Source organism: Sphingomonas crocodyli, from assembly GCF_004005865.1.
Lineage (GTDB): Bacteria > Pseudomonadota > Alphaproteobacteria > Sphingomonadales > Sphingomonadaceae > Rhizorhabdus > Rhizorhabdus crocodyli.
Map to the genome: position 1 here is coordinate 89,494 of NZ_SACN01000001.1, position 26,288 is coordinate 115,781.

Annotated in this window: 26 protein-coding genes; 2 read left to right on the forward strand and 24 right to left on the reverse strand. The window is 65.4% G+C overall.

The annotated features are described in order from the left end of the window. Positions 1-15 precede the first annotated feature (15 nt). A complete protein-coding gene (locus EOD43_RS00440) occupies positions 16-1,233 on the reverse strand; it encodes a hypothetical protein (RefSeq protein ID WP_127740040.1) in 1,218 nt (405 codons plus the stop codon). 164 nt (positions 1,234-1,397) lie between these two features. Beyond that, the gene (locus EOD43_RS00445) at positions 1,398-1,697 is read right to left on the reverse strand and encodes an Hpt domain-containing protein (RefSeq protein ID WP_127740042.1); all 300 of its coding nucleotides are present in this window, start codon (positions 1,695-1,697) and stop codon (positions 1,398-1,400) included. An 84-nt stretch (positions 1,698-1,781) separates the two neighbouring features. On the opposite strand from EOD43_RS00445, the gene EOD43_RS00450 reads away from it, so the two are divergent. Continuing rightward, positions 1,782-4,211, forward strand: coding sequence for a coiled-coil domain-containing protein (locus EOD43_RS00450; RefSeq protein ID WP_127740044.1), 2,430 nt, complete (start codon positions 1,782-1,784; stop codon positions 4,209-4,211). A 27-nt stretch (positions 4,212-4,238) separates the two neighbouring features. Here the strand turns inward: EOD43_RS00450 and EOD43_RS00455 are convergent, their stop codons facing one another. The 22 genes from EOD43_RS00455 to efp form a co-directional block, all read right to left on the reverse strand. Beyond that, the gene (locus tag EOD43_RS00455; RefSeq protein ID WP_127740046.1) at positions 4,239-4,655 is read right to left on the reverse strand and encodes a hypothetical protein; all 417 of its coding nucleotides are present in this window, start codon (positions 4,653-4,655) and stop codon (positions 4,239-4,241) included. Positions 4,656-4,737: 82 nt separating this feature from the next. Next, positions 4,738-5,007 (reverse strand): DUF1467 family protein, encoded by a 270-nt coding sequence (locus EOD43_RS00460; RefSeq protein ID WP_127740048.1) that lies wholly within the window; start codon positions 5,005-5,007, stop codon positions 4,738-4,740. Between the two features lie 4 nt (positions 5,008-5,011). Beyond that, entirely contained in the window at positions 5,012-6,592 is a 1,581-nt protein-coding gene (locus EOD43_RS00465; protein ID WP_127744554.1) for a ribonuclease J, read from the reverse strand. Between the two features lie 81 nt (positions 6,593-6,673). Beyond that, complete coding sequence (locus EOD43_RS00470) at positions 6,674-7,456, reverse strand: type III pantothenate kinase (protein ID WP_127740050.1); 783 nt, start codon at positions 7,454-7,456, stop codon at positions 6,674-6,676. A 30-nt stretch (positions 7,457-7,486) separates the two neighbouring features. Next, entirely contained in the window at positions 7,487-8,188 is a 702-nt protein-coding gene (locus EOD43_RS00475; RefSeq protein WP_127740052.1) for a biotin--[acetyl-CoA-carboxylase] ligase, read from the reverse strand. Next, complete coding sequence (nuoN, locus tag EOD43_RS00480) at positions 8,185-9,624, reverse strand: NADH-quinone oxidoreductase subunit NuoN (RefSeq protein ID WP_127740054.1); 1,440 nt, start codon at positions 9,622-9,624, stop codon at positions 8,185-8,187. Before nuoN ends, EOD43_RS00475 begins: the two co-directional genes overlap by 4 nt. Beyond that, positions 9,624-11,147, reverse strand: a complete 1,524-nt coding sequence (locus EOD43_RS00485; protein WP_476712812.1) for an NADH-quinone oxidoreductase subunit M — start codon at positions 11,145-11,147, stop codon at positions 9,624-9,626. Before EOD43_RS00485 ends, nuoN begins: the two co-directional genes overlap by 1 nt. A gap of 4 nt (positions 11,148-11,151) precedes the next feature. Further along, positions 11,152-13,239, reverse strand: coding sequence for an NADH-quinone oxidoreductase subunit L (nuoL, locus tag EOD43_RS00490; protein WP_127740058.1), 2,088 nt, complete (start codon positions 13,237-13,239; stop codon positions 11,152-11,154). A 7-nt stretch (positions 13,240-13,246) separates the two neighbouring features. Then, positions 13,247-13,552 carry an NADH-quinone oxidoreductase subunit NuoK gene (gene nuoK, locus EOD43_RS00495; RefSeq protein ID WP_127740060.1) on the reverse strand — a complete coding sequence of 102 codons (306 nt, stop codon included), beginning with the start codon at positions 13,550-13,552 and terminating at the stop codon, positions 13,247-13,249. Next, positions 13,549-14,160: an NADH-quinone oxidoreductase subunit J gene (locus EOD43_RS00500; RefSeq protein ID WP_127740062.1), complete on the reverse strand. Its 612-nt coding sequence runs from the start codon at positions 14,158-14,160 to the stop codon at positions 13,549-13,551. Before EOD43_RS00500 ends, nuoK begins: the two co-directional genes overlap by 4 nt. 36 nt (positions 14,161-14,196) lie before the next feature. After that, a complete protein-coding gene (gene nuoI, locus EOD43_RS00505; protein ID WP_127740064.1) occupies positions 14,197-14,682 on the reverse strand; it encodes an NADH-quinone oxidoreductase subunit NuoI in 486 nt (161 codons plus the stop codon). A gap of 3 nt (positions 14,683-14,685) precedes the next feature. Beyond that, positions 14,686-15,732 (reverse strand): NADH-quinone oxidoreductase subunit NuoH, encoded by a 1,047-nt coding sequence (nuoH, locus tag EOD43_RS00510; protein WP_127740066.1) that lies wholly within the window; start codon positions 15,730-15,732, stop codon positions 14,686-14,688. Beyond that, positions 15,729-17,729, reverse strand: coding sequence for an NADH-quinone oxidoreductase subunit NuoG (nuoG, locus tag EOD43_RS00515; protein ID WP_127740068.1), 2,001 nt, complete (start codon positions 17,727-17,729; stop codon positions 15,729-15,731). The genes nuoH and nuoG overlap by 4 nt, the downstream gene beginning before the upstream one ends. Positions 17,730-17,735: 6 nt before the next feature. Then, positions 17,736-19,031 (reverse strand): NADH-quinone oxidoreductase subunit NuoF, encoded by a 1,296-nt coding sequence (gene nuoF / locus EOD43_RS00520; RefSeq protein ID WP_127740070.1) that lies wholly within the window; start codon positions 19,029-19,031, stop codon positions 17,736-17,738. Continuing rightward, the gene (locus EOD43_RS00525) at positions 19,028-19,699 is read right to left on the reverse strand and encodes a complex I 24 kDa subunit family protein (RefSeq protein WP_127740072.1); all 672 of its coding nucleotides are present in this window, start codon (positions 19,697-19,699) and stop codon (positions 19,028-19,030) included. Before EOD43_RS00525 ends, nuoF begins: the two co-directional genes overlap by 4 nt. Next, entirely contained in the window at positions 19,699-20,004 is a 306-nt protein-coding gene (locus EOD43_RS00530; RefSeq protein WP_127744555.1) for a nuclear transport factor 2 family protein, read from the reverse strand. The genes EOD43_RS00525 and EOD43_RS00530 overlap by 1 nt, the downstream gene beginning before the upstream one ends. Before the next feature lie 23 nt (positions 20,005-20,027). Then, the gene (locus EOD43_RS00535) at positions 20,028-21,251 is read right to left on the reverse strand and encodes an NADH-quinone oxidoreductase subunit D (protein WP_206363530.1); all 1,224 of its coding nucleotides are present in this window, start codon (positions 21,249-21,251) and stop codon (positions 20,028-20,030) included. Then, the gene (locus EOD43_RS00540; RefSeq protein ID WP_420822445.1) at positions 21,251-22,012 is read right to left on the reverse strand and encodes an NADH-quinone oxidoreductase subunit C; all 762 of its coding nucleotides are present in this window, start codon (positions 22,010-22,012) and stop codon (positions 21,251-21,253) included. The genes EOD43_RS00535 and EOD43_RS00540 overlap by 1 nt, the downstream gene beginning before the upstream one ends. Before the next feature lie 5 nt (positions 22,013-22,017). Beyond that, a complete protein-coding gene (locus EOD43_RS00545) occupies positions 22,018-22,575 on the reverse strand; it encodes a NuoB/complex I 20 kDa subunit family protein (protein WP_127740077.1) in 558 nt (185 codons plus the stop codon). Next, positions 22,566-22,943 (reverse strand): NADH-quinone oxidoreductase subunit A, encoded by a 378-nt coding sequence (ndhC, locus tag EOD43_RS00550; RefSeq protein ID WP_127740079.1) that lies wholly within the window; start codon positions 22,941-22,943, stop codon positions 22,566-22,568. Before ndhC ends, EOD43_RS00545 begins: the two co-directional genes overlap by 10 nt. A 174-nt stretch (positions 22,944-23,117) precedes the next feature. Next, positions 23,118-23,939 carry an inositol monophosphatase family protein gene (locus EOD43_RS00555; protein ID WP_127740081.1) on the reverse strand — a complete coding sequence of 274 codons (822 nt, stop codon included), beginning with the start codon at positions 23,937-23,939 and terminating at the stop codon, positions 23,118-23,120. A gap of 46 nt (positions 23,940-23,985) precedes the next feature. Next, positions 23,986-24,549 (reverse strand): elongation factor P, encoded by a 564-nt coding sequence (gene efp / locus EOD43_RS00560; protein ID WP_127740083.1) that lies wholly within the window; start codon positions 24,547-24,549, stop codon positions 23,986-23,988. A gap of 275 nt (positions 24,550-24,824) precedes the next feature. Between efp and zwf the strand changes: the two genes are divergently transcribed. Further along, positions 24,825-26,285 carry a glucose-6-phosphate dehydrogenase gene (gene zwf / locus EOD43_RS00565; protein ID WP_127740085.1) on the forward strand — a complete coding sequence of 487 codons (1,461 nt, stop codon included), beginning with the start codon at positions 24,825-24,827 and terminating at the stop codon, positions 26,283-26,285. Positions 26,286-26,288 lie beyond the last annotated feature (3 nt).

Below are 26,288 nucleotides of genomic sequence, written 5' to 3' on the forward strand. Positions count from 1 at the left end.
CATAGCCGACCCTGGTTAAGAGGCTGCTAAGCGTGGGATCGCCCGGCGAGCCAACGCATCGAAGCGGATGACGAAACTGCCCAGCGCGTAGAGCGCGAGCGCGGCGACTGTCCACGGCCAGCCCGCCAGCACGGCGAGCGGCGGCAACAGCCAGATCAGCGCATCGCCGCTGGCGAGCCAGACCGGCCGTTCGCCGCTGTCCAGCGCCGCTTCGATCGGCCGCGCGCGATCGAGCCCCGCAAGCCCCGCCGGAATGGCGAGCGCGACGATCGCCCAGCCCCAGCCGAGCGTCTTCACGAGCATGAGCGCGAGCATGGCCAGTACCGTCAGCGCGGCGGCATGGCGCGCGGCGATCAACAGCCGGCGGGCCGGCAGCTCGGGAGCCCAGATCGTTCCCACTGCCCGCGCAACGGCGAAGGCGGCGGTCGCGACCGGCAGCAGCACGGCGGCGGGCCAGAAGAAACCGAAGGCCGCGAGTAACGGTGCGAGCCATGCGGCCACCACCGATCCGATCGCGATCGGCATCGGCTTCACCCCGCGCGCGGCCAGCGGCGATGCGATCGGCGCGATCAGCAGGCGGTGCACATAGCGCGCGACCCAGCCCGCCCCATCGCGGCGGCCGCGCGCCATCAGCGCGCGTTCGACGGGGGCGAGCGCCTTCGGCTCGACCGCGATCAGGGGAACGATCTCCCCCTCCGCATCGCCTTCGATCCGGGTCGCATCCTCCTGCGCGGCGCGGCGCAGCACGGTCGACACCAGATCCCAGTCGCCCAGCATCGCATGGGTGGCGTGCAGCCGCGCACCATCGATCAGCGCGAAGCCCGCCCAGCGCGCATCGGCATCGAGCCGTTCGAGCAGGGCATGTTCGGGCTGATCGGGCACGACCATCAGCGCCGGCGTGGGCGCGGCGGCCAGCGCCTCGACCGCGGCATCGTCCGCGACGCATCCATCGGCGATCAGCAGGATGCGCGCATCGGGATCGAAGCGATCGACCGCATCGGCGATGCTGCGCGCGACGACGACGGCCGCACCTTCGTTGCGCAGCCGCTGCACCGCGCGGGCAAGCTCACCCGGCATGCGTTCGACGAGGATGACGATCATGTCCGCGCCCGCGCGCGCCGCGAGTGCGGCCTGATATTCCACGAGCGTGCGGCCGGCGACGGGCAGGGTTGCGCGCAGCCCCTGTCCCGAATCGTCGGCTTCCTGTGCTGCGATCAGCGCGGCCAGGGGCAATCCGTCTTCCTCTTTCCGACCAGCCGATGAGGCTTAGGATTTTCGTTATCGGCGGGAGCAATGCTGTGCCCCGCCGGGCTCGGCTACGCGACCAACCTGCCTTGCAGCCTCGCGCGGAGACTGCGTTCGGAGAGAGTAGAATCGCCGCAGCGATTCTTCAAAGGTTAATGCTGGGACAGTTCGGTGAGCATCGCGCGGATCGGCGCGATCAGGGCGGGGCTCGGCTTCGCACGCGCAGTGGCGGCGGCGAGCCACATCAGGTCGGTCAGGCCGAAGCTGGCGGCCAGCCCCTGCAGCTTGTGCGCGGCATCGCGCCAGTTTTCGACCGTCTCCGCGGTTTCGAGCGCGGCAAGCTGCGCCAGTGCGGATCCCAGGAAATCGGCGCGCAGCGAGGCGAGGATATGCGGGCTTGCGCCAACCGCCTCGGCCAGAAGCCGATCGAGATCCTGGGGCATGTAGGACATGGCCGCAAAATCATCCGGCGCGGGTTAAGAAAGTCCTAACGCCCCCTGTTCGGCGAATCGGAAATACGATAGATTCTCCAACCAATGGCGAAGGCACCGCATCCCTTGGACAGCTGGCGCGAGGCCAATGCGGCCGAGGCCGCCGCCGTCCGCGCCGCAGCCGACACGCCATCCCCGTCACCGGACCCTGCGGACGAGCTGTTGCTCGACGATCGCATCGTCGATCCGCCGATGATCGCGGCCGAGGCACCGATCGAAGCGACGCCGCGCCGCGCCTCCGATTTCATCCTGGGCGCGCTGTGCGGGATCGCCGCGGCCGGATGGGTCGCTCTGGTCGCATTGAGCGGGGTTTCGCCCACGAACCTATCGGGCATCGTCACCGCGGTTGCGACCGCGAGCGGGCCGCTGGCGCTGATCGGCATCGGCTGGATCCTGTTCCAGCGATCGGGCCGGCGCGAGGCGAAGCGTTTTCCCGAGACCGCCCAATCGATGCGCGCCGAAAGCGCCCGATTGGAGGCGGCCATCGCGCGCGTCACGCAGGCGCTGGACGTGCGGCGGCAATCGCTGTCGATCCACACCGATGCGCTGCTGGCCGAAGGCGGCAAGGCGGCCGAGCGGCTGGCGCAGATCAGCATGGACATGCGCGACGAGAGCGACCTTCTCGCCCGGCAGACCGATACGCTGGCGCAGGCCGCCGCCGGAGCGCGCGGCGATATCGGTGCGCTGATGGCCGATCTGCCCAAGGCCCGCGACCTGAGCCAGGAAACCGCCGATCATATGAAGGCCATCGCCGGATCGGCGGTCAGCCAGTCCGAAAGCCTGGCCGAGCAGCTGACCCAGATCATCGCGCGCAGCCATGAGGCGGACGAGTTGATCGGCGCGGCGGCGGGCCGGATCGCCAATCATGTCGGCCGGATCGAGAGCCGATCCGAACGCGCCGCGCGCGCGATCGACGAAGCCGGCACGGCGCTGGTCGCATCCTCCGACAAGGCGCTGCTCGCCGCCGGGGAGGCGATCGATCAGGCGCGGCAGGGCGTCGAGGCGCAACAGGCGGCGATGGTCGCCATGATCGACCATGCCCGCGCCGCGATCGACGATGCGGGCAGCACCGCCGCACAGGCGATCGCCGAACGGATGGACGCGCTATCGACGCAGGCCGAGGCATTCGGCGCGCGGCTGTCCGAACAGGATCGGGCGAGCCGCCTGCTGGTCGAACAGATGAACCGCGCACTGGGCGAGATCGAGGCGCGCTTCGAGAGTCTGGGCGCCACTGGGACCGAGCAGACCGCCGATCTGGCCGAAATGGTCGTGGCGCTGAGCGAGCATGTCGACGGGGTCGGCCGCGCGCTCGACGGCAGCATGGCGGGCGTCCGTTCGCTGTCCGATCGCGCCAATGCGCTGCGGATCGCGTTCGACGCGGTCAACCAGGTGATCGAGCGCGACATGCCCGCCGCGATGAAGCAGGTCGAGGCCGAAGCCGCGCGCGGCGACAGCGCGATCCGCGCGGTTTCCGCACAGGCCGAACAGCTCGCCGCCACCGTCGAGCGCGCGACCGACCGGCTCGATTCGGCCGACCTGCTGATCGATCGGCAGCGCAACGCCGTCGCCGGCCTCGGCGATCAGGCGGCGCGGCGCATGGCGGCGATCGCAGCCGAGGGCGACGCCTTGCTCGATCGCCAGCGTGAACTTTCGGACAGTTTTGCCGAGGAAGCGGCCGCGCGGCTCGAGGCGCTGCGCGATCATTCGACCGAGCTTGGCCGCCTGATCGCCGAGAGCGAGAAGAATATGCGCTCGCTCGCCGAACTGTCGGGCAGCCGGCTGGTCGAAGCGATCCTGAAGGTCCGCGAGACGGCGGGCGAGGCGGCACGGGGCGCCAAGGCAGCGCTAGAATCGGTCATCCCCGATGCAAGCGAGAAGCTGGCGCGCAGCGGCGCCGAGGCGATCGAGCGCGCGTTCGGCGACCAGATCACCCAGCGCATCCACCTGATCTCCGACACCGCCGAAGCGGCGGTCGCGGCGGCGAACCATGCGAGCGAGAAGCTGTTGAAGCAGCTGCTCTCGATCGCCGAGGCGAGCGCGAACCTGGAAGAACGCGCGCTGACCCTCGACAAGCGCCGGCCCGCTCCGCAGGCCGATCCGTCGGACAATTTCGCGGGTGAGGTCGCGGTGCTGGTCGACGGGCTCAAGGCCGCCGCGATCGATGTGACGCGGGTGCTGTCCGCCAACGTCGCCGACACAGCGTGGACCGCTTATCTGGCGGGCGATCATGGGGTGTTCGCGCGCGAAGCGGTGCGCCTGCTCGACGCGGGCGAGGCGCAGCATCTCGCCACCTATTGCCAGCGCAACCCCGCCTTCCGCGCGCAGGTCGACCGCTATGTCGCCGCATTCGAATCCATGCTCGGCCGTATCCTCGACAGCCGCGACGGCGCGCCGCTGGGCGTCACGATGCTCTCATCCGACATGGGCAAGCTCTACGTCGCGCTGGCGCAGGCGATCGACCGGCTGCGGTTTTAACTATGCCCGCACAACGGCGACTATAATTTACCGATCGAACATGCTGCTCAGCGCGTGGTGCAAATGGAAAGTCACCAATGCGGCGATCATACCTGCCCCACTGACCAACAGACATGTCGCAATCTCGGCCATCGGGTCGAAAACCGACAGGGCCCCGCCAAACGCGACTAAGAGGCCCAGTAAACTCGCCGCCGAAGCGCTATCACGCCCAATGCGCGCAATGCCCATCCAAACCAAACTTCCAACAATGGCCAAGAGGCAAGCATAGGTTGCGGCAAATGCCCATTCGGCAGCGAGAATCGAGTCTCCGATCGACATATGTCGTGTCCAATCGAGGAGACGAAGCGAGCGAAGCCAAACGTCGGGATCCCCGTCCACGGCAGCCACCGACAGGGCAGTTCCACTCATCACACCAATGACGAGCGACACGCCGTTGATGATCACAGTCCTCGTCAGATCGCGCGGTCGCAGCACTCGGAGATATTATCCGCAGTCCTCTCCGAGGCAATAACGCGAATTCTAGCGATCAGCGTCCCGCGTAGCGGGAGAGGTCGAACAGGTCGGCGGTGATCCAGCCCTGCGTGTAGTTCAGGTAGAAACAGGCGAAGACGACCGCCGAGGTGATCGTCGTCCACAGCGCCGTCCGCCCGACCGAGAAACGCGGGGTCGCGCTGTCGGCCTGGCCGGGGACATGATCCTCGGGCTCCTGGCTCGACCGCAGGCGGAAGGGCAGGACGAGGAACAGGCACCCCCACCAGAACAGCAGATAGATCGCGATGGCCGAGCTGATTTTCATCGCATCAGGCCCGGATGATCGCGACGTCGACGATCGGCTTCTTGCCGGTCCAGTGGTTCGCCTTGCGACGCACCGCCAGACGGATCGCCTCGCGCAGCTTGGCCTCATCCTTCGGGCCGTCCTGCGCGGCTTCGGCGGCGGCCTCGCGGGCTTCCTCAAGGAAGTCGGCGCGGTCCTCCTCCACGGGCACGCCCTGGATCTGGATCGCCGGTTCGCCGATCAGGCGGCCCTTCTTGTCGAGCGCGACCGCGACCGCGATCGTGCCGTACTGCGAAATCCGGCGACGCTCGTTCATCGTCGAACCATCCGCCGGAAGGATCACATCGCCGTCGAGGACGAGGCGGCCGACGCGTTCATTGCCAATCGCCTTCGGACCATCGGGCGCGAGGCGCAGGAGGGTGCCGTTGGTCTGGACGATGCCGCGCGGCACGCCCTGTTCGGCGGCGAAGCGCGCCTGTTCGGCCATGTGGCGCAGTTCGCCGTGGACGGGCAGGATGATCTCAGGCCGGATCCATTCATACATGGCGGCGAGTTCGGGGCGACCCGGATGGCCCGAGACGTGGACGAACGCCTGCTTTTCCGTGACCATGTCGATCTGCTTGGCGGCGAGCGCATTCTGGATGCGGCCGATCGCGAGTTCGTTGCCCGGAATCTGCTTCGACGAGAAGACGACCGTGTCGCCCTTGCTGAGCTTGATCGGGTGGCTGTCGAACGCGATCCGCGCAAGCGCGGCGCGAGATTCACCCTGCCCGCCGGTCGCGATGAACAGCACGTCGCGCGGGGGCAGGCGCATCGCGGCGTCGACGTCGATCGTCGGCGGCAGATCGAGCAGATAGCCGCTCGCCTTCGCGACGCGGATGATCCGATCGAGCGAGCGGCCCGCGACGCAGAGCTGACGCCCGGTGTCGATCGCGACCTGCCCCAGCGTCTGCAGGCGTGCGGCGTTCGACGCGAAGGTGGTGACGAGGACGCGGCCGGTGCAGCCCGCAATCACTTCGTCGAGGCCCTTGCGAACCTCGTCTTCCGAACCCGAGGCTTCGGGATTGAAGACATTGGTGGAATCGCAGACGAGCGCCAGCACGCCCTTGTCACCGATCGCGCGCAATTCCTCGGCGGTCGATGGGGTGCCGAGCTGGGGCTTTTCGTCGATCTTCCAGTCGCCGGTGTGGAAGATGCGGCCGTGCGGCGTGTCGATCAGGACGGCATTGCCCTCCGGAATCGAATGGGCGAGCGGGACGTAGGTGAAGCCGAACGGCCCGAGCTGGAAGCTCTCCTCCTCAGGCACGATGTGGAGATCGACCTGATCGGCGATCCCTTCCTCGTCCAGCTTGCCGCGGATCAGGCCTGCGGTGAACTTGGTCGCGTAGAGCGGCACGCCCAGATCGGCGGCGAGATAGGGAATCGCGCCGATATGATCCTCATGCCCGTGCGTCAGCACGATGCCGAGCAGGTCGTCGCGCCGTTCCTCGATGAAGGCGAGATCGGGCAGGATCAGTTCGACGCCGGGATAGCCGGGATCGGAGAAGGTGAGGCCGAGATCGACCATCACCCACTTGCCCTGACAGCCGTAGAGATTGACGTTCATGCCGATCTCCCCCGAGCCGCCAAGGGCGAGGAAGAGCAGTTCGTTACCGGGTGTAGTCACTTAGAAAATTGTCCAATTCTGTTATTTGGCCGCCTTCAGGCGGTCGTACATGATGCCGAGCCCCTGGATCGTCAGATCGGGCTCGATGCTGTCGAACGCATCGCTGTGGCGTTCGAAAAGGGTGGCGAGGCCGCCGGTGGCGATGACCTTTACGGGGCGGCCGACCTCGATTTTCATCCGCGTGACCAGCCCTTCGATCATCGCGATATAGCCGAAATAGATGCCGATCAGCATCTGATCCTGCGTGGTGCGGCCGACGACGCTGTCGCTTTCCGGCGCCTCGATCGCGATGCGCGGCAGCTTGGCCGCGGCGGCGACGAGCGCGTCGAGCGACAGGTTGATCCCCGGCGCGATAATCCCGCCCTTATAGGCGCCGTTATAATCGACCACGTCGAAGGTGGTCGCGGTGCCGAAATCGATCACGATCAGGTCGCCCGGATGCAGGCTGTGCGCCGCGATGACGTTGACCGCGCGATCGGCGCCCACGCTCTGCGGCTCGGCGACGTCGAGGGTGATGCCCCATTCGACCGGCGCACGCCCCGCAATCAGCGCGTCGACCCCAAAATATTTCTGCGCCAGCACCTCCAGATTGTGGAGCGCGCGGGGCACGACGGTCGCGACGATCACCGCGTCGATCGCGTCGCGACCCAGCCCTTCGAGCGCGAGGAGCTGGTGCAGCCAGACGGCATATTCGTCGGCCGTGCGGCGCGCATCGGTAGCGATCCGCCAGCGCGAACGGATCTTGCCGTCCTCGATCAGCGCGAAGACGATATTGGTATTGCCGGCGTCGATCGCAAGCAGCATCGGTCAGTGCATCCCTTGTTCCGCCGCGCCCTATAGCAGGAAAACATCGCCCGCGCGTATGATCTGCAGCACCCCGTCGGCGCGGCGCAGACGCAGCGCGCCATCGGCGTCGAGCCCGTCATAGAGGCCGTCGATCACCTCCCCGCCCTCACGCACCGACAAAGCGGTGCCGATCGGGTGCGCGCGCGCCTGCCACCGGGCGAGGACCGGGGCGAGCCCTTCGCCACGCCAGCGGCCGAGCCAGCGCGCAAAGGCATCGGCCAGATCGGCGGCGAAATCGGCTGGCGCGGGCGGCGTGACGCCCTGAGCGGCGAGACTCGTCACCACGCGATCGGGCAGATCGGGATGGTGCGCCAGATTGACGCCGATGCCGACGACCACGGCATCGCCGGCGGCCTCCAGCAGGATACCCGAAATCTTCGCGCCGCCGACCAGGAGGTCGTTGGGCCATTTGATCGTCAGCCGATCGGCCGGCAGCCAGATTTGCAGCAACTCGTCGAGCGCGACGGCCGCGAGCATCGCAAGCGTCTGCGGCGGCGGATCACTCGCGAAGCGGCGGACGATCGTGCTGGCGTAGAGATTCCCGGGCGGCGAGACCCAGGCGCGGCCATGTCGCCCCCGCCCGCCGGTCTGCACGTCGGCGCGCAGCCAGAGGCCCTCCGCCGCGCCGTCGCGGGCGAGCGCCGCGACGTCGTCGTTGGTCGACCCCGTACTGGCGACGTGCCGGATCAGAAGATCGATCGAGCCGCCGCCATGCTGGCGACGCCCAGCGCCGGGATGGCGAGATAGCCGAGCGGCGAGACGAACAGAGCCGACAGCGCGATCAGACCGCCTTCGAGCTTGCTGTCCGAGCGCGCATATTCGGCGGCCGGCTCATCGAAGTAGATCGTCTTGACGATCTTCAGATAATAGAAGGCGCCGATCACCGAGGTCGCGATGCCGATCATCGCCAGCGGCCAGAAGCCCGCCTTCACCAGCGCATCGAACACCAGGAACTTCGGCCAGAAGCCGAAGAGCGGCGGGATGCCGGCCAGGCTGAACATGAAGATCGCGAACGCCGCCGCCAGCGCCGGACGCGTACGCGACAGGCCGGAGAGGCTGACGATCGTTTCGACCGGCTGGCCATCGGCATCGCGCATCTGAAGGACGCACAGGAAGCTGCCGATCGTCATCGCGACATAGACCGCCATGTAGGTGAGCGTACCCGCCACACCTTCGGGCGTGCCGGCGGCGAGGCCGAACAAAGCGAAGCCGACATTGTTGATCGACGAATAGGCCAGCAGGCGCTTGATGTTCGACTGGCCGATCGCGGCGACGCCACCGAGGATCGTCGAGGCGAGCGCCGAGAAGATCACGATCTGACGCCACGCATCGGTGCCCGAACCCATCGCATCGACCGCGACGCGCATCAGCAGCGCCATGCCGGCGACCTTGGGGGCCGAGGCGAAGAAGGCGGTCACCGGGGTCGGCGCGCCTTCGTACACGTCGGGGGTCCACATGTGGAACGGCACCGCCGAAATCTTGAAGGCGAGGCCCGCGAAGATGAAGACCATGCCGAACATCTCGCCGGTCGAAATGCCGGTGGCCAGCGAGTCCGCGATGCCGGCGAACAGGGTCGTGCCCGTGAAGCCGTAGAGCAGCGAGATGCCGTAGAGCAGGATGCCCGAGGCGAGCGCGCCGAGGACAAAGTACTTCAGGCCCGCTTCGGCCGAACGGCTGTCGCGGCGCATGAAGCTGGCGAGGACATAGGCCGAGAGCGACTGGAGTTCGAGGCCGACATAGAGCGTCAGCAGGTCGTTCGCCGACACCATCATGCCCATGCCGACGGCGGAGAGCAGGATGAGGATCGGATATTCGGCCCGCAGCTGCCCGGTGCGCGCGAAGAAGCCCGGTGCGATCAGGATCGAGGCGGCGGCCGCGATGTAGATCAGGATCTTGGCGAAGCTGGAGAAGCTGTCGGCGATGTAGAGGCCGTCAAAGCCCGGCCCGCCATTGCCGGCGGGGCCGGTGAGCGAGAAGCCGGCGGCGGCGAAGAGCGCGACCGCGCCCCAGCCGATCGCGCGGGTCAGCCCGTCGCCGCCAAAGGCCGCGACCATCAGGAGCGCCAGCGCGCCGAGCGACAGGATCAGCTCAGGCAAAGTGAGCGCGAGGGAGGCGGTGATCGGCATCAGTGGTGCGCCTCCGCATGCGCAGCAGCATGAGGGACAGGACCGACGACGACCTTGGCGTCGCTTTCGGGCGCGGTGGGCGCGATCCGGGCGAGAACCGCCCCGATATCCTTGCGCATCGGCGCGATGAAGCTTTCGGGATAGACGCCCATCCACATCACGCCGGCGGCGATCGGCAGCAGCAGCGCCAGTTCGCGCTTCGACAGATCGGGCATGGCGGCGACGTCTTCCTTCGTCAGCGGGCCATAGACCACGCCGCGATAGAGGACGAGCATGTAGGCTGCGCCCAGAATGATGCCCGTCGTCGCGACGAAGGCCACCCAGCTGTTCGCCTCATAAGCGCCGACCAGCGACAGGAACTCGCCCACGAAATTGCTGGTGCCCGGCAGGCCGACCGACGCCATCGTGAACAGCAGGAAGAACAATGCATATTTCGGCATGTTCGTCGCCAGGCCGCCATAGCGCGCAATCTCACGCGTGTGCAGGCGATCGTAGATGATGCCGACGCACAGGAAGAGCGCACCCGAGACGAGGCCGTGGCCGAGCATGACGAGCATCGCGCCCTCAAGCCCCTGACGGTTGAACGCGAACAGACCGATCGTAACGAAGGCCATGTGCGCGACCGACGAATAGGCGATCAGCTTCTTCATGTCCTCCTGCACCAGCGCGATCAGCGAGGTGACGACGACCGCGACCATGCTGAGCCCCATGACGAGCCAGAACAGCTCAGCCGAGGCGACCGGGAACATCGGCAGCGAGAAGCGGATGAACCCATAGCCGCCCATCTTGAGCAGCACGCCCGCCAGGATCACCGAGCCTGCGGTCGGCGCCTGGACGTGCGCATCGGGCAGCCAGGTGTGGACCGGCCACATCGGCATCTTGACCGCGAAGCTCGCGAAGAAGGCCAGGAACAGCCATGTCTGCGCATCGGCCGGGAAATCATAGTTCATCAGCACCGGGATGCTGGTGGTGCCGGCGGTGTTCACCATCCACAGCATCGCGATCAGCATCAGCACCGATCCGAGCAGAGTGTAGAGGAAGAACTTGTACGACGCGTAGATGCGGTCCGCACCGCCCCAGATGCCGATGATCAGGTACATCGGGATCAGGCCGGCTTCGAACATGATGTAGAACAGGTAGAGATCCTGCGCCGCGAACACGCCGATCATCAGCGTTTCCATCAGCAGGAACGCCGCCATGTACTCCGGCACGCGCTTCGTGATCGCTTCCCAGCTGGCGCCGATGCAGATCGGCATCAGGAAGACCGAGAGGACGATCAGCAGCAAGGCGATGCCGTCAATGCCCACCGCCCAGGCGAAGCGCCCGAACAGATCGACATGTTCGACGAACTGCCACTGCGGCCCGCCAATCTCGTAATTGGTCCACAGCACCACGCCGAGCGCGAGATCGACGAGCGTCGCGATCAAAGCGATCCAGCGCGCTGCACTGGCGCCGGCAAAGAGACAGGCGATCGCGGCCAGCGCCGGGATCGCGATCATCAGGGTAAGGATCGGAAAGCCCATCACGTCAGCCCACCATCGCCCAGGTCGCGGCGGCGGCAAGGCCGAGCAGCATCACCAGCGCATAAGTATAGAGATATCCCGACTGCGCGGCGCGGGCCGCGGCACCGGCGCGCACCACCACTGCGGCGACGCCGTTCGGGCCGAAGCGGTCGATCGTGCCCTGATCGCCCTTCTTCCAGAAGAAGCGGCCGAGCCAGATGGCGGGGACGACGAACAGATAGTGATAGAGTTCGTCAAAATACCATTTGTGCAGCAGGAAGTCGTACAGCACCCGGAATTGCGAGGTGAACCGCGCGGGCACGCTCGTATCCCAGATATAGGCCCACAGCGCGATCAACAAGCCGGTGATCATCACCGCCGTCGCCGACCATTTCACCCACCACGGCACTTCGTGCATCGCGTGCATCAGATGTTCGTTGAAGGCGATGCTGCCGGCCCAGAAGGCCGCGCCATGCTCGGCCTCGAGGAACCACGGTGCGAAGAACCAGCCGGCGAAGATCGCGCCCATCGACAGGACGACCAGCGGGATCATCATCGGCGCCGGGCTTTCATGCGGATGATAGCCCAGATCGCCTTCGACCGCGTGGCCGTGACCATGCCCATGATCGTGCGCATGGCCGTGATCGTCGGCATGCGCGTCGTGCGCATGATGATCGTCATGCCCATGATCGTCATGGCCGTGGCCGTGCGCGTCATGCACCGCATGCTGGATATGCTCCGACCCGGCCCAGCGCGGCTTGCCGAAGAAGGTGAGGAACACCAGGCGCCACGAATAGAAGCTGGTCAGCAGCGCCGCGAACACCGCGACCGCATAAGCGATGCCGCCCGCGCTCGAATGGCTGGCGAAGGCCGCTTCGATGATCGCATCCTTCGAATGGAAGCCCGCAAAGCCGGCCACGCCCACGATGCCGACGCCGGTGATCGCCAGCGTGCCCGCCATCATCGCCGCGAAGGTCCACGGGATCTTGCGCCACAGGCCGCCATAATAGCGCATGTCCTGTTCGTGGTGCATCGCGTGGATCACCGAACCGGCGCCCAGGAACAGCAAAGCCTTGAAGAAGGCGTGGGTGAACAGGTGGAACATCGCCGCGCCATAAGCGCCGACGCCGCACGCCATGAACATGTAGCCGAGCTGCGAACAGGTCGAATAGGCGATCACGCGCTTGATGTCGGTCTGCGTCGTGCCGACGGTCGCCGCGAAGAAGGCGGTGGCCGCACCCACATAGGTGATGACGGTCAGCGCGTGCTGCGACACTTCGAACATCGGCGACAGGCGGCACAGCATGAAGACGCCCGCCGTCACCATCGTCGCCGCGTGGATCAGCGCCGACACCGGGGTCGGGCCTTCCATCGCGTCGGGAAGCCAGGTGTGGAGGCCGAGCTGCGCCGACTTGCCCATCGCGCCGACGAACAGCAGCAGGCAGAGCAGGGTCATCAGATCGACGCGGTAGCCCAGGAAGCCGATCGTCGCATTGGCATAGCCGGGCGCGGCCGCCAGGATTTCGGGGATCGAAACCGTGCCGAACACCAGGAAGGTGCCGAAGATGCCGAGCGAGAAGCCGAAGTCGCCGACGCGATTGACCACGAACGCCTTGATCGCCGCCGCGCTGGCCGACGGCTTCTGATACCAGAAGCCGATCAGCAGATAGGATGCGAGGCCGACGCCTTCCCAGCCGAAGAACATCTGGACCAGGCTGTCCGACGTCACCAGCATCAGCATCGCGAAGGTGAACAGCGACAGATAGGCGAAGAAGCGGGGCTGGCTGTCGTCTTCCGACATATAGCCCCAGCTGTAGAGGTGAACGAGGCTGGAGACCGACGTCACCACCACCAGCATCACCGCCGTCAGCGTGTCGACGCGCAGCGCCCAATCGACGTTCAGATTGCCCGAACGGATGAAGGCGAGGACCGGCTCGACATGCGCCGTCTGGGTGCCGTTGAGAAAGTCGATGAAGATCGGCCAGCTCATCGCGCACGAGGCGAACAGTGCGCCGGTCGTCACCACCTTGGCGGGGACGTTGCCGATCATGCGGTTGCCGAGGCCCGCGACGATCGCCGCCAGAAGCGGCAGGAAGACGATTGCTACGATCACCGAACGATCACCCCTTCATCCGGTTGATGTCGTCGACCGCGATGGTGCCGCGGCCACGGAAATAGATGACGAGGATGGCCAGGCCGATCGCGGCCTCACCGGCGGCCACCGTCAGCACGAACATCGCGAACACCTGCCCCACCAGATCGCCGAGGAAGGCGGAGAAGGCGACGAGGTTGATGTTCACGCTGAGCAGGATCAGTTCGATCGCCATCAGGATGATGATCACGTTCTTCCGGTTCAGGAAGATGCCGAACACGCCCATCGCGAACAGGATCGCCGAGACGACCAGATAATGCTGCAGCCCAATCACAGTTCGACCCCCTGACCGACGGTCGGCTTGACGTTGCGGATCGCTTCTTCCGGACGGCGCTGGTTCTGCGCCGCGATCTTCTGCGCCTTCACGCCGCCGCGCACGCGGTGGGTGAGGACGATCGCGCCGATCAGCGCGACGAGCAGGACAAGGCCCGCGCCTTCGAAGATGTAGAGGTAACGCGTGTAGATCAGCGTGCCGAGCGCCTCGATGTTCGGGACTTCGGCGGGCGTCGGCGCGGCTTTGGCGGCGATGTCGATCCCGCCGGCGGTCCAGGCGCCCACCGCGAACACCATTTCGGCGGCGAGCAGGATCACCAGCAGCACGCCGAATGGCAGATATTGGGCAAAGCCGGCGCGCAGTTCGGCGAAGTCGATGTCGAGCATCATGACCACGAACAGGAACAGCACCGCGACCGCGCCGACATAGACGATGACGAGCAGCATCGCGATGAACTCGGCCCCCACGAGGATCATCAGACCCGCCGCGTTGAAGAAGGCGAGGATGAGCCACAGGACCGAGTGGACCGGGTTGCGCGCCAGGATGGTGAGCGTGCCGGACGCGATCACCATAGCGGCGAACAGATAGAAGGCGATGACTGTGATCACGGCTGCGAATGGCCTCTCTTGGTCACGGCGTGCGGCTTAACGATAGGGTGCATCGGCGGCAAGGTTCTGGGCGATCGCCGATTCCCAGCGGTCGCCGTTCGCCAGCAGCTTAGACTTGTCGTAGATCAGTTCCTCGCGCGTCTCGGTCGCGAACTCGAAGTTCGGGCCTTCGACGATCGCGTCGACCGGGCAGGCTTCCTGGCAGAAACCGCAATAGATGCACTTGGTCATGTCGATGTCGTAGCGCGTTGTGCGGCGGCTGCCGTCGTCACGCGGTTCGGCCTCGATCGTGATCGCCTGCGCGGGGCACACCGCCTCGCACAGCTTGCACGCGATGCAGCGTTCCTCGCCGTTCGGATAGCGACGCAGCGCATGTTCGCCACGGAAGCGCGGCGACAGCGGGTTCTTTTCGAACGGGTAGTTGATCGTCGCCTTGGGCTTGAAGAAATACTTCAAGGTCAGCCAGTGCGCCTTCACGAACTCCCAGAGCGTGAACGACTTGACGATGTAGCCGAGGCTCATCGGTTAAACTCCGTAGCGGGTGAGCATCAGCCACCCAGAGACCAGGAACACCCAGAACAGCGACAGCGGCAGGAAGATCTTCCAGCCCAGCCGCATCAGCTGGTCGTAGCGATAGCGCGGCACGGTGGCCTTCACCCAGCTGAACACGAAGAAGAAGAACATCAGCTTCGCGAAGAACCAGACGATGCCCGGCACCATGTAGAGCGGCGCCCAATCGACCGGGGGCAGCCAGCCGCCCCAGAACAGGATCGCGTTCAGGCCGCACATCAGAATGACGTTGGCATATTCGCCAAGCCAGTAGAGCGCGAAGGCCATCGACGAATATTCGGTCTGATAGCCGGCGACGAGTTCCGATTCCGCTTCGGTCAGATCGAACGGTGCGCGCGCGGTTTCGGCCATCGCCGAGATCAGGAACACCACCGCCATCGGGAACAGCAGCGGATTGAAACCGAAGCCGTTGACGAATTCGAAGATCTGCCCGCGCTGCGCCTCGACGATCGCCGACATGTTGAAGCTGCCCGCCCACAGGACGACCGAGATCAGCACGAAGCCGATCGACACTTCATACGACACCATCTGCGCGGCGGCACGAAGCGCCGAATAGAAGGGATATTTGGAGTTCGACGCCCAACCCGCGATGATCACGCCGTAAACGCCGATCGACGAGGCCGCGAGGATGTAGAGCAGACCGACATTGATGTCGGCGAGCACCACGCCCGGCGCGAACGGGATCACCGCCCACACGATCAGCGCCACCGTGAAGGTGATGATCGGCGCGAGCAGGAACAGGCCCTTGTTCGCGGCCGATGGGATGATCGTTTCCTGCAGGAACACCTTCGCGCCGTCGGCGAAGCTCTGCAGCAGGCCGAAGGGGCCGACGACGTTCGGGCCGCGACGCAGCGCCATCGCCGCCCAGATCTTGCGATCGGCATAGATGATCATCGCGACCGCCAGCATCAGCGGCAGCGCGATCACGAGGATCCCGATGATCATCGAGATGAACCATGCCCATTCGAAGGGCAGGCCGAAACTTTCGAAGAAGGCGGTCATTCGGCGGCCTCCGCGAAGCTGACCCCGTGGAGCAGTTCGGCCGAGCAACGCTGCATCGTGTCGCTGGCGCGCGCGATCGGGTTGGTCAGGTAGAAATCCTTGATCGGATAGCCGACCGGGCCCGAAACCGACGCGGACAGCGACGGTGCCGACCAGACATAACCGGCCAGCCCCTCGACGCCCAGCGCGGGCACGTCAGCGATCATCGCCTTGCGCAGCGCATCGAACGTGTCGAACGGCAGGGTCGCGCCCAGCGCGTCGCTCAGCGCGCGCAGGATCGCCCAGTCTTCGCGCGCATCGCCCGGCGCAAAGACCGCACGCTCGCTACGCTGGACCCGGCCTTCGGTGTTCACATAGGTGCCGGCTTTTTCGGTATAGGCCGCACCCGGCAGCACGACGTCGGCCGCCGAAGCGCCGTTATCGCCATGATGGCCGATATAGACCTTAAGGCCGGCAAACTTCGACGCATCGACATCGTCGGCGCCGAGCAGGAAGACCAGCTTCGGATTGGCCGCGACGATATCCGCGATCCCGCCCTTCTGCGCATAACCGAGCATCAGCCCGCCCATGCGCGCGGCGGCGAGGTGGACGACGTTGTAGCCGTTCCAGCCATCCTTGATCAGCCCGAGCGGACCGACCAGCGCCAGCGTCGCGCCCTGCGCGCCCGCCTTGAGCGCGCCGCCGCCGACGATCATCGCCGGACGCTGCGCATTGGCGAAGGCGTCGGTCACGTCCTTCGGCAGATTGCCGAGCAGGCCGAGATCGTTGCCGAGGAAGGTCGCCTTGTAGGTGAGGTTCACGTCCTCACCGATCGCGAACACCTTCGCGCCACGCTTCACCGCCTTGCGGATGCGCGTGTTGATCAGCGGGGCTTCCCAGCGCAGGTTCGTGCCGACGAGCAGGATCACGTCCGCCGTCTCGATCCCTGCGATGGTCGAGTTGAAGTTGACCGCGCCGAGGCTCGACACGTCATAATCCATGCCGGTCTGGCGGCCTTCGAGCAGGGTTGAACCCAGCTTCGCGAGCAAAGCCTTGGCGGCATACATCGTCTCGGCATCAAGCTGATCGCCCGCAATCGCCGCGACCGACGAACCGGCATTGGCCGCCGCGACCGCCTGGAACGCCTCGCCCCAGGTGACGGGGACGAGCTTGCCGTCCTTGCGCAGATAGGGCTTGTCGAGACGCCGGCGGGCGAGGCCGTCGACGGCGTGGCGCGTCTTGTCCGACGCCCATTCCTCGTTCACGTCCTCATTGATGCGCGGCAGGATGCGCAGAACCTGGCGGCCGCGCGCGTCGATGCGGATGTTGGTGCCAACCGCGTCCATCACGTCGATGCCGGGGGTCTTGGTCAGCTCCCACGGGCGCGCTTCGAACGCATAGGGCTTCGACGTCAGTGCGCCGACCGGGCACAGATCGACGACATTGCCCGAAAGCTCGCTCGTCACCGCCTGCTCGAGGTAGGAGGTGATCTGCATGTTTTCGCCACGATAGATCGCGCCGATTTCCTCGACGCCCGACACTTCCTCGGCGAAGCGAACGCAGCGCGTGCACTGGATGCAGCGCGTCATCGTCGTCTTGACGATCGGGCCCATATATTTGTCGGTGACGGCGCGCTTATTCTCGTGGAAGCGCGACTGACCCTTGCCATAAGCGATCGACTGATCCTGCAGATCGCACTCGCCGCCCTGATCGCAGATCGGGCAATCGAGCGGATGGTTGATCAGCAGGAATTCCATCACGCCTTCGCGCGCCTTCTTCACCATCGGCGACGCGGTGAACACTTCCTGCTTGTCCGCGGCCGGCAGCGCGCACGACGCCTGCGGCTTGGGCGGCCCCGGCTTCACTTCGACCAGGCACATGCGGCAATTGCCGGCGATCGACAGCCGCTCATGGTAGCAGAAGCGCGGGATTTCCTTGCCCGCGGCTTCGCACGCCTGGAGCACGGTGGCGCCTGCGGGGACTTCGACTTCGACGCCGTCAACGGTCAGCTTTGGCATATTCTCTTACTCCGCCGCGACCGCGAGGTCGCCGCTGCGCTCGTTGATCCGGCGCTCGATTTCGGGGCGGAAATGGCGGATCAGCCCCTGGATCGGCCAGGCAGCGGCATCGCCCAGCGCGCAGATGGTGTGGCCTTCGACCTGCTTGGTGACGTCGTGGAGCATGTCGATCTCACCGATCGAGGCTTCGCCGGTGCGAAGCCGCTCCATCACGCGCCACATCCAGCCGGTGCCTTCGCGGCACGGCGTGCACTGGCCGCAGCTTTCATGCTTGTAGAAATAGGACAGGCGGCTGATCGCGCGGACGATGTCGGTCGACTTGTCCATGACGATGACGGCGGCGGTGCCCAGGCCGGAGCCGAGCGCCTTGAGGCCGTCGAAATCCATCGGCGCGTCCATGATCTGCGCCGCCGGCACCAGCGGCACCGAAGAACCGCCGGGGATGACCGCGAGCAGATTGTCCCAGCCGCCGCGAATGCCGCCGCAATGGCGCTCGATCAGCTCGCGGAAGGAAATGCCCATCTCCTCCTCGACCACGCACGGCTTGTTCACATGGCCGCTGATCTGGAAGAGCTTGGTGCCCTTATTGCCTTCGCGCCCGATCGACGAGAACCATTCCGCGCCACGACGCAGGATGGTCGGCGCGACCGCGATCGATTCGACATTGTTGACGGTGGTGGGGCAACCCCACAGGCCCGCGCCCGCCGGGAAAGGCGGCTTGAGGCGTGGCTGGCCCTTCTTGCCCTCGAGGCTTTCGATCTGCGCGGTTTCCTCACCGCAGATATAAGCGCCCGCGCCGCGATGGACGAACACGTCGAAGTCGTAGCCCGACCCAGCGGCATTCTTGCCCAGCAGACCGGCAGCATAAGCTTCCTCGACGGCGGCGAAGAGAACCTTCGCCTCGTAGATGAACTCGCCACGGATATAGATGTAGGCCGCCCGCGCGCGCATCGCGAAGCCGGCGATCAGCGCACCTTCGATCAGCTTGTGCGGATCGTGGCGGATGATCTCACGGTCCTTGCACGAACCGGGTTCGGATTCGTCGGCGTTGATCAGCAGGAAGCTGGGCTTACCCGGCTTCGGCTCCTTGGGCATGAAGCTCCACTTCATGCCGGTCGGGAAGCCCGCGCCGCCGCGGCCGCGCAGGCCCGACGCCTTGATATCCTCGATGATCTGATCCTGGCCGCGCGCCATCAGATCCTTGGTATTGTCCCAATCGCCACGCTTGCGCGCCGACTCCAGGTTCCACGGCTGGAACCCATAGACGTTGGTGAAGATGCGGTCCTTATCGGCAAGGCTCATTTGCCCCAGCTCCCGCGATAATCGTGATTTTCGCCGACCATTTCCACAAGGCTGGTCGGGCCGCCTTCGGGGCAACTGGTCTGGCGCTCGATCGCCGGACCGATCTTGGGCTGACGGCCCGCCGCCAGATCCTCGAGGATCGCGGTGGTCGTGTCGAAGGTCAGGTCTTCGTAATTGTCGTCGTTGATCTGGACCATCGGCGCATTGGCGCACGCGCCCAGACATTCGACTTCGGTCAGCGTGAAGAGGCCGTCGGCGGTCGTCGCGCCCTTCTTCATGCCCTTCTTGTAGCAGGCATCGAGCACGTCGTCCGAACCGCGCAGCATGCACGGCGTCGTGCCGCATACCTGGACATGATAGCGGCCGACCGGCGCGAGATTGTACATCGTGTAGAAGGTCGCGACCTCGTACACGCGGATATACGCCATGCCCAACTGCGCGCCGATATATTCCATCACCGGCACGGGCAGCCAGCCCTGGGTGTTCGTCTCGGCCCCCACCTGACGCTGGGCGAGATCGAGCAGCGGCATCACCGCCGACTGCTGACGGCCGGGCGGGTAGCGCGCGATGATCTTCTTCACCTGCGGCTCATTTTCGGCCGACCAGGCGAAATTGCCCCAGCGCGCGCGGACTTCCGCCTCGTCGGGGATCTGCGGTGCGTCGGCCATTAGCGAACGAACTCCACGCGCGACACCTTGTCGCCTTCGAAACTGTAGATGCTCATCACCTCGAACGGCTCGGCGTCGTTCGAACGGAACACCTTTTCATGCAGCAGGACATAATCGCCCAGCTGCTGCCCGGTGATGATCTCGGCGCGGTTTTCCGGGAATTGCGCAAACATGGCCTTCAGGCCCGAACGCACGCCTTCCTTGCCGTCGCGCACCACATCACCGCGATAGCCGGCCTCAGCCGCATCCTCGGTCATCAGCGCGACATAGGCGTCGGCGTCCTGCGCGTTGTAATGCGCGATCATTTCCTCGGCGATCTTAAGCTTGCTCACCGGTCGCACTCCCCGAACACGACGTCGATCGCGGAAAGGATCGCAGTGGTGTCGGCCAGCATGTGGCCCTTCATCATGAAATCCATCGCCTGCAGATGCGAAAACGCGGTCGGCCGGATCTTGCAGCGATAGGGTTTGTTGGAGCCGTCCGACACCAGATAGACGCCGAACTCGCCCTTCGGGCTTTCGGTCGCAACGTAAACGTCGCCGGCGGGGACGTGGAAGCCCTCGGTATAGAGCTTGAAGTGGTGGATCAGCGCTTCCATCGATCGCTTCATCTCACCGCGCTTGGGCGGGACGACCTTGCGATCGAGGCTGGCGATCGGCCCTTCGGGCATTTCGCTGAGGCACTGCTTCATGATGCGCGCCGACTGGCGGACTTCCTCGACGCGGACCATGAAGCGATCATAGCAATCGCCCTTGGTGCCGACCGGGATTTCGAAGTCCATGCGATCATAGACGTCGTAGGGCTGGCTCTTGCGGATATCCCACGGCACGCCGGCCGCGCGGATCATCGGGCCGGAAAAGCCCCAGGCGATCGCCTCGTCGCGGCTGACAACGCCGATATCGACGTTGCGCTGCTTGAAGATGCGGTTGTCGGCGACCAGGCTGATCGCATCCTCGAACAGGCGCGGCAGGCGGGTGTCGAGCCAGTCGCCGATGTCGGTCAGCAGCTTGAGCGGCACATCCTGATGCACGCCGCCCGGACGCAGATAGGCATGGTGCATGCGCGCGCCCGACATGCGCTCAAAGAAGTTGAGGCAATCCTCGCGGATTTCGAACAGCCACAGGTTCGGCGTCATCGCGCCGACGTCCATGACGTGCGAGCCGAGGTTGAGCATGTGGTTGCAGATGCGGGTCAGCTCGGCGAAGAACACGCGCAGATATTGCGCGCGGATCGGCACTTCGATCTGGAGCAGCTTTTCGACCGCGAGCACATAGCTGTGCTCCATGCCCAGCGGCGAGCAATAATCGAGGCGATCGAAGTACGGCAGCGCCTGCAGATAGGTCTTATACTCGATCAGCTTTTCGGTGCCGCGGTGGAGCAGGCCGACATGCGGATCGACGCGTTCGACGATTTCGCCGTCCAGCTCCATCACCATGCGCAGCACGCCGTGCGCGGCCGGATGCTGCGGGCCGAAGTTGATCGTGTAATTCTGGATCTCGACGTCGCCGACGGTCGGCTTGTCGGGGGTAAGAGCTTCGTAAGCGCTGGCCATCATTTCGCTCCGTCGCCCTTGGGATCGGCCTTGCCCTCGCCGGTCTGCGCCGGGGACTCGGTCGTCTTGGGCGTTGCCGGGGGCGCTTCGCCCTTCACGGGCTCGGGCGCCTTCTGCGCGGGAGCCGGGGTGGGCGCGCCCGGCTGGGTCGCCGACGCCTTCTCGTCACCCGGCAGGATGTAATCGGCGCCTTCCCACGGCGACATGAAGTCGAAGCTGCGGAAATCCTGCGCCAGCTTCACCGGCTCATAGACGACGCGCTTGTCGCGCTCCGAATAACGCAGTTCGACATAGCCGGTCAGCGGGAAGTCCTTGCGCTGCGGATGCCCCTTGAACCCGTAATCGGTCAGGATGCGGCGCAGGTCCGGATTGCCGTCGAACAGCACGCCGTACATGTCGTACACTTCGCGCTCGAGCCAGCCGGCGACCGGCCACACGCCCGTCACCGACGGCACCGGTGTCACTTCGTCGGTCGCGACATGGACGCGGATGCGGTGGTTCTTGGTCAGGCTGAGGAGGCAATAGACCACCTCGAACCGCTCCGCGCGATCGGGATAATCGACGCCGGCGATTTCCATCAGCTGCTGATAGCCAAGGCTGTCACGCAGGATCGTCACCACCTCGACCACCGCCTCACGGCGGACGTGCAGCGCATATTCGCCGACGCATTCGCGGATCTGGATCAGCCGATCGCCGAGCGCGGCGGTCAGCGCATCGGCCAGCCCTTCGGGCATCGCGAAGCGCGGAAAGGCGTGGGACACGACGCTCATCGTTCAAACGTCCCGACGCGGCGGATCTTCCGCTGCAGCTGCATCACGCCGTAGAGCAGGGCTTCGGCGGTCGGCGGGCAACCGGGGACGTAGATGTCCACGGGCACGATCCGATCGCAGCCACGCACGACGCTGTAGCTATAATGGTAATAGCCGCCGCCATTGGCGCAGCTGCCCATCGAGATGACGTATTTCGGTTCCGACATCTGATCGTAAACGCGACGCAGCGCCGGGGCCATCTTGTTGCACAGCGTGCCCGCGACGATCATCACGTCCGACTGGCGCGGCGAAGCGCGCGGCGCGGCACCGAAACGCTCCATGTCGTAGCGCGGCATGTTGACGTGGATCATTTCGACCGCGCAGCAGGCGAGGCCGAAGGTCATCCACCACAAGGAGCCGGTGCGCGCCCAGGTGAACAGGTCTTCCGCCGAGGTAACGAGGAAGCCCTTGTCGTTCACTTCGGACTGAAGCGAATTGAAGAAGTCCGCGTCGGGCGGGACGATGGCATTTTCCGTCGGATGCGGGTTCGCAGCCGGATCGAGGATCACTCCCATTCCAGCGCTCCCTTCTTCCACGCATAGATGTAACCGATGGTCAGTTCGACCAGGAAGATCATCATCGACAGCCAGCCGGCAAAGCCGATCGCGCCGAGCGAGACCGCCCACGGATACAGGAAGGCCGCTTCGAGATCGAAGATGATGAACAGAATCGCGATCAGGTAGAACCGCACGTCGAATTGCGCGCGGCTATCCTCGAACGCGGGAAAGCCGCACTCATATTCGGTGAGCTTTTCAGGCGAAGGCTGATGGGTGCCCGTCGCCCGGCCGACAAGCATCGGCAGGAAGACGAAGGCGCTCGACAATGCGAGCGCGACACCCAGAAACAGCAGGATCGGCAGATATCCGGCGGCGACCGACGCCATTCGATTGCTCCGACAAGGATGGCCCAGAAGTGGCCTTTGGCGGGACGTTTAGGCCCGCTGCACCTGCGAAGCAAGCCGCTGGGGAGTGAGAATGAATCGCAATAATACGGGCTGTTTTCCGGCGTGTTTCCGTTTCCGTCAGGCAGCACGCCGCCGTACGGAAACGACGCCCCGTCAGGCGCCCTTCAGGCCCTGCGCGACCAGCTTGTTCATGCGCGTGGCAAGCCCCTCGTTGGTCACGAGATATTCGTTGCGCTCATGGAAGCGATCGCCGCCGCGGAAATCGGACACGAAGCCGCCCGCCTCCTTCACCAGCAGGATACCGGCCGCCACGTCCCAGATCTTGAGATCCGATTCCCAGAAGGCATCGAAACGCCCCGCCGCGACCCAGGCGAGATCGAGCGACGCCGCACCGAAGCGGCGGATACCCGCGACTTCCGGGGCGACCGATGCGAAGATCGACGTCCACTGCTTGAAATTGCCATGCCCCATGAAGGGAATGCCGGTGGCGACCAGCGACTCCGAAAGCTCGCGCCGCGCCGACACGCGCAGGCGGCGATCCTGCAGCCAGGTGCCACGGCCCTTCTCGGCCCAGAAGCTCTCGTCGGTCAGCGGCTGATAGACCAGCGCCTGCGTGATCTCGCCACGGTCCTTGCCCGCGCGCGGCTCCTCGACCGCGATCGAGATCGCGAAGTGCGGGATGCCGTGCAGGAAGTTGCTGGTGCCGTCGAGCGGATCGATGATCCAGCGCGGCTTGGTGGGATCGCCCTCGATCTCGCCGCCCTCTTCCATCACGAAGCCCCAGTCGGGCCGCGCCTTCTTCAGCTCCTCATAGAGGGTCTGTTCGGCGCGCTTGTCGGCCATCGACACGAAGTCGGCCGGCCCCTTGCGGCTCACCTGGAGCTGCTGCACCTCGTTGAAGTCGCGACGCAGGCGCGGCGCCGCCTTGCGCGCGGCGCGGTCCATGACGGTGATGAGGCCGGAATGGGCAACCATATTCAAAACTCCTCCCCTCCCGATGAAGGGGAGGGGTTAGAAAAGATCAATCCGCGCGGCGGACATATTCCTGGCTGTAAACGTCGACGACGATCTTGGTGCCCGACGAGATATGCGGGGGAACCATGACGCGCACGCCGTTGTCGAGCAGAGCCGGCTTGTAGCTGGACGAGGCGGTCTGCCCCTTCACGACGGCATCGGCCTCGACGATCACGGCCTCGACCTGATCGGGCAGCTGCACGTTGATCGGCTCTTCGTCGTAAAGCTCCATCACCACGTCCATGCCGTCCTGCAGGAAGGCCGCGGCGTCGCCGAGCAGGTCGCGCGGCAGCGTGATCTGGTCGTAATTGTCCTTGTCCATGAAGGTCAGCGTTTCGCCGTCCGCGAACAGGAACTGGAAATCCTTGGTGTCCAGGCGAACGCGCTCGACCGTTTCGGCCGAACGGAAGCGCACATTGTTCTTGCGGCCGTCGCGCAGATTCTTCAGTTCGACCTGCATATAGGCCCCGCCCTTGCCGGGCTGGGTGTGCTGGATCTTCACAGCGCGCCAGATGCCGCCTTCATATTCGATGATGTTGCCGGGACGAATGTCCACGCCGCTGATCTTCATGGGTTCACCTGGATTCACGATGTGAGTGGAAAGAGCCGGCGGGGGCCATAGCCGGGAGACGCCCGAAGAGCAAGCCAAGCCCCCATCCGTTCGTGTCGAGCGAAGTCGAGACACGTTGGCTGGGCGGGTGTTGCCGTGTCTCGACTTCGCTCGACACGAACGGTGCTTTTGGGGCCAGCGCGCACGCCCCCGAAACATTTCTGGCGCAGACGGCTACCCGAAGGGCGCGGCTTTCCCTAGAGTCGCGCGGTTCCGGGCAGGGAGACTTTCAGACGATGGTGCGCACACCCAGCGGCAAACTCCTGTTGTTCGGCGCGACCGGCGATCTGTCGCAGCGCATGCTGCTGCCCTCGCTCTACGGGCTCGACGCCGACGGACTGCTGCCGGCCGATCTGCTGATCGTCGCAACCGCACGGTCGGGCCATGACGATGCCGGCTTCCGCGCCTTCGCCGAGGCCGCCTTGCGTAAATATGTGCCCGCCGAACGCTGCGCGGAGGCCGCGCTCGGCACCTTCCTCGCCCGGCTGCGCTATGTGCCGGTCGATGCGTCGAAGGAGGGCGATTTCAAGGCGCTGACCGACGTCGTCGGATCGACCGACAAGGGTCTTTCCATCTTCCTTTCTACCGCGCCTTCCTTGTTCGAGGCCACGATCGACGGCCTCGCCTCGGCGGGGCTTGCGGGGGACGGGGTGCGGATCGGCCTCGAAAAGCCGCTGGGCTACGACATGGCGTCGAGCCGCGAGATCAACGACGCGGTCGCCGCCGTCTTCCCCGAGGATCGGATTTTCCGCATCGACCATTATCTGGGCAAGGAAACCGTCCAGAACCTGCTGGCCCTGCGCTTCGCCAATTCGCTGTTCGAGCCGCTGTGGAAGGAAGGCGGGATCGATCATGTCCAGATCACCGTATCCGAAACGGTGGGTCTGGAAGGCCGGGTCGGCTTCTATGACGGCGCCGGCGCGATTCGCGACATGGTGCAGAACCACATGCTCCAGCTGCTCGCGCTCGTCGCAATGGAGCCGCCCGCCCATTTCGATTCGACATCGATCCGCGATGAAAAGGTGAAGGTGCTGCGATCGCTGCGCCGGATCGACCGGACCAACGCCGACAAGATGACGGTGATCGGCCAGTATAGCGCCGGCGCGGTCGCGGGCGGCGCGGTGCCCGGCTATGCCGAGGAACTGGGCAAGCCGTCCGACACCGAAACCTTCGTCGCGATCAAGGCGAACATCGACAATTGGCGGTGGAAGGGCGTCCCCTTCTACCTGCGCACCGGCAAGCGCCTGCCCAGCCGCCAGTCCGAAATCTTCATCCAGTTCAAGCAGGTGCCGCATTCAATCTTCGAAGCGCGCGGCGCGGTGTTGCAACCCAACAAGCTGGTCATCCGTTTGCAGCCCGACGAAAATGTCCGCCTGCTGCTCATGTCCAAGGTGCCGGGGCTGGACCGCGACGGGATCAAATTGCGCGAAGTGCCGCTCGACATCGCCATGCCGAATGCTTTTGCCGACAGCCACCGCCGGATCGCCTATGAGCGGCTGCTGCTCGATCTGGTCGAAGGCGATCAGACCCTGTTCGTCCGCCGTGACGAGGTGGAGGCGCAGTGGGAGTGGGTCGATGCGATCCGCGACGGCTGGTCCGCCAACGCCATGAAACCCCGCCCCTATACCGCCGGTACATGGGGCCCATCTGCTGCCATCGCGCTTACCGAGCGGGATGGCGTTACCTGGCACGACTGAAAG

Coding starts and splice junctions, on each gene's coding strand:
- EOD43_RS00445 (WP_127740042.1), bottom strand. CDS start 1,697: ATGTCCTACATGCCCCAGGATCTCGATCGGCTTCTGGCCGAGGCGGTT.
- EOD43_RS00450 (WP_127740044.1), top strand. CDS start 1,782: ATGGCGAAGGCACCGCATCCCTTGGACAGCTGGCGCGAGGCCAATGCG.
- EOD43_RS00460 (WP_127740048.1), bottom strand. CDS start 5,007: ATGAAAATCAGCTCGGCCATCGCGATCTATCTGCTGTTCTGGTGGGGG.
- EOD43_RS00465 (WP_127744554.1), bottom strand. CDS start 6,592: ATGAACGTCAATCTCTACGGCTGTCAGGGCAAGTGGGTGATGGTCGAT.
- EOD43_RS00470 (WP_127740050.1), bottom strand. CDS start 7,456: ATGCTGCTTGCGATCGACGCCGGCAATACCAATATCGTCTTCGCGCTG.
- nuoN (WP_127740054.1), bottom strand. CDS start 9,624: ATGCCGATCACCGCCTCCCTCGCGCTCACTTTGCCTGAGCTGATCCTG.
- EOD43_RS00485 (WP_476712812.1), bottom strand. CDS start 11,147: ATGGGCTTTCCGATCCTTACCCTGATGATCGCGATCCCGGCGCTGGCC.
- nuoI (WP_127740064.1), bottom strand. CDS start 14,682: ATGAGCCTCGGCTACATCGTCAAGTCGTTCACGCTCTGGGAGTTCGTG.
- nuoH (WP_127740066.1), bottom strand. CDS start 15,732: ATGACCGCCTTCTTCGAAAGTTTCGGCCTGCCCTTCGAATGGGCATGG.
- nuoG (WP_127740068.1), bottom strand. CDS start 17,729: ATGCCAAAGCTGACCGTTGACGGCGTCGAAGTCGAAGTCCCCGCAGGC.
- nuoF (WP_127740070.1), bottom strand. CDS start 19,031: ATGAGCCTTGCCGATAAGGACCGCATCTTCACCAACGTCTATGGGTTC.
- EOD43_RS00525 (WP_127740072.1), bottom strand. CDS start 19,699: ATGGCCGACGCACCGCAGATCCCCGACGAGGCGGAAGTCCGCGCGCGC.
- EOD43_RS00530 (WP_127744555.1), bottom strand. CDS start 20,004: ATGATCGCGCATTACAACGCGCAGGACGCCGACGCCTATGTCGCGCTG.
- EOD43_RS00535 (WP_206363530.1), bottom strand. CDS start 21,251: ATGGCCAGCGCTTACGAAGCTCTTACCCCCGACAAGCCGACCGTCGGC.
- EOD43_RS00545 (WP_127740077.1), bottom strand. CDS start 22,575: ATGGGAGTGATCCTCGATCCGGCTGCGAACCCGCATCCGACGGAAAAT.
- ndhC (WP_127740079.1), bottom strand. CDS start 22,943: ATGGCGTCGGTCGCCGCCGGATATCTGCCGATCCTGCTGTTTCTGGGT.
- EOD43_RS00555 (WP_127740081.1), bottom strand. CDS start 23,939: ATGGTTGCCCATTCCGGCCTCATCACCGTCATGGACCGCGCCGCGCGC.
- efp (WP_127740083.1), bottom strand. CDS start 24,549: ATGAAGATCAGCGGCGTGGACATTCGTCCCGGCAACATCATCGAATAT.
- zwf (WP_127740085.1), top strand. CDS start 24,825: ATGGTGCGCACACCCAGCGGCAAACTCCTGTTGTTCGGCGCGACCGGC.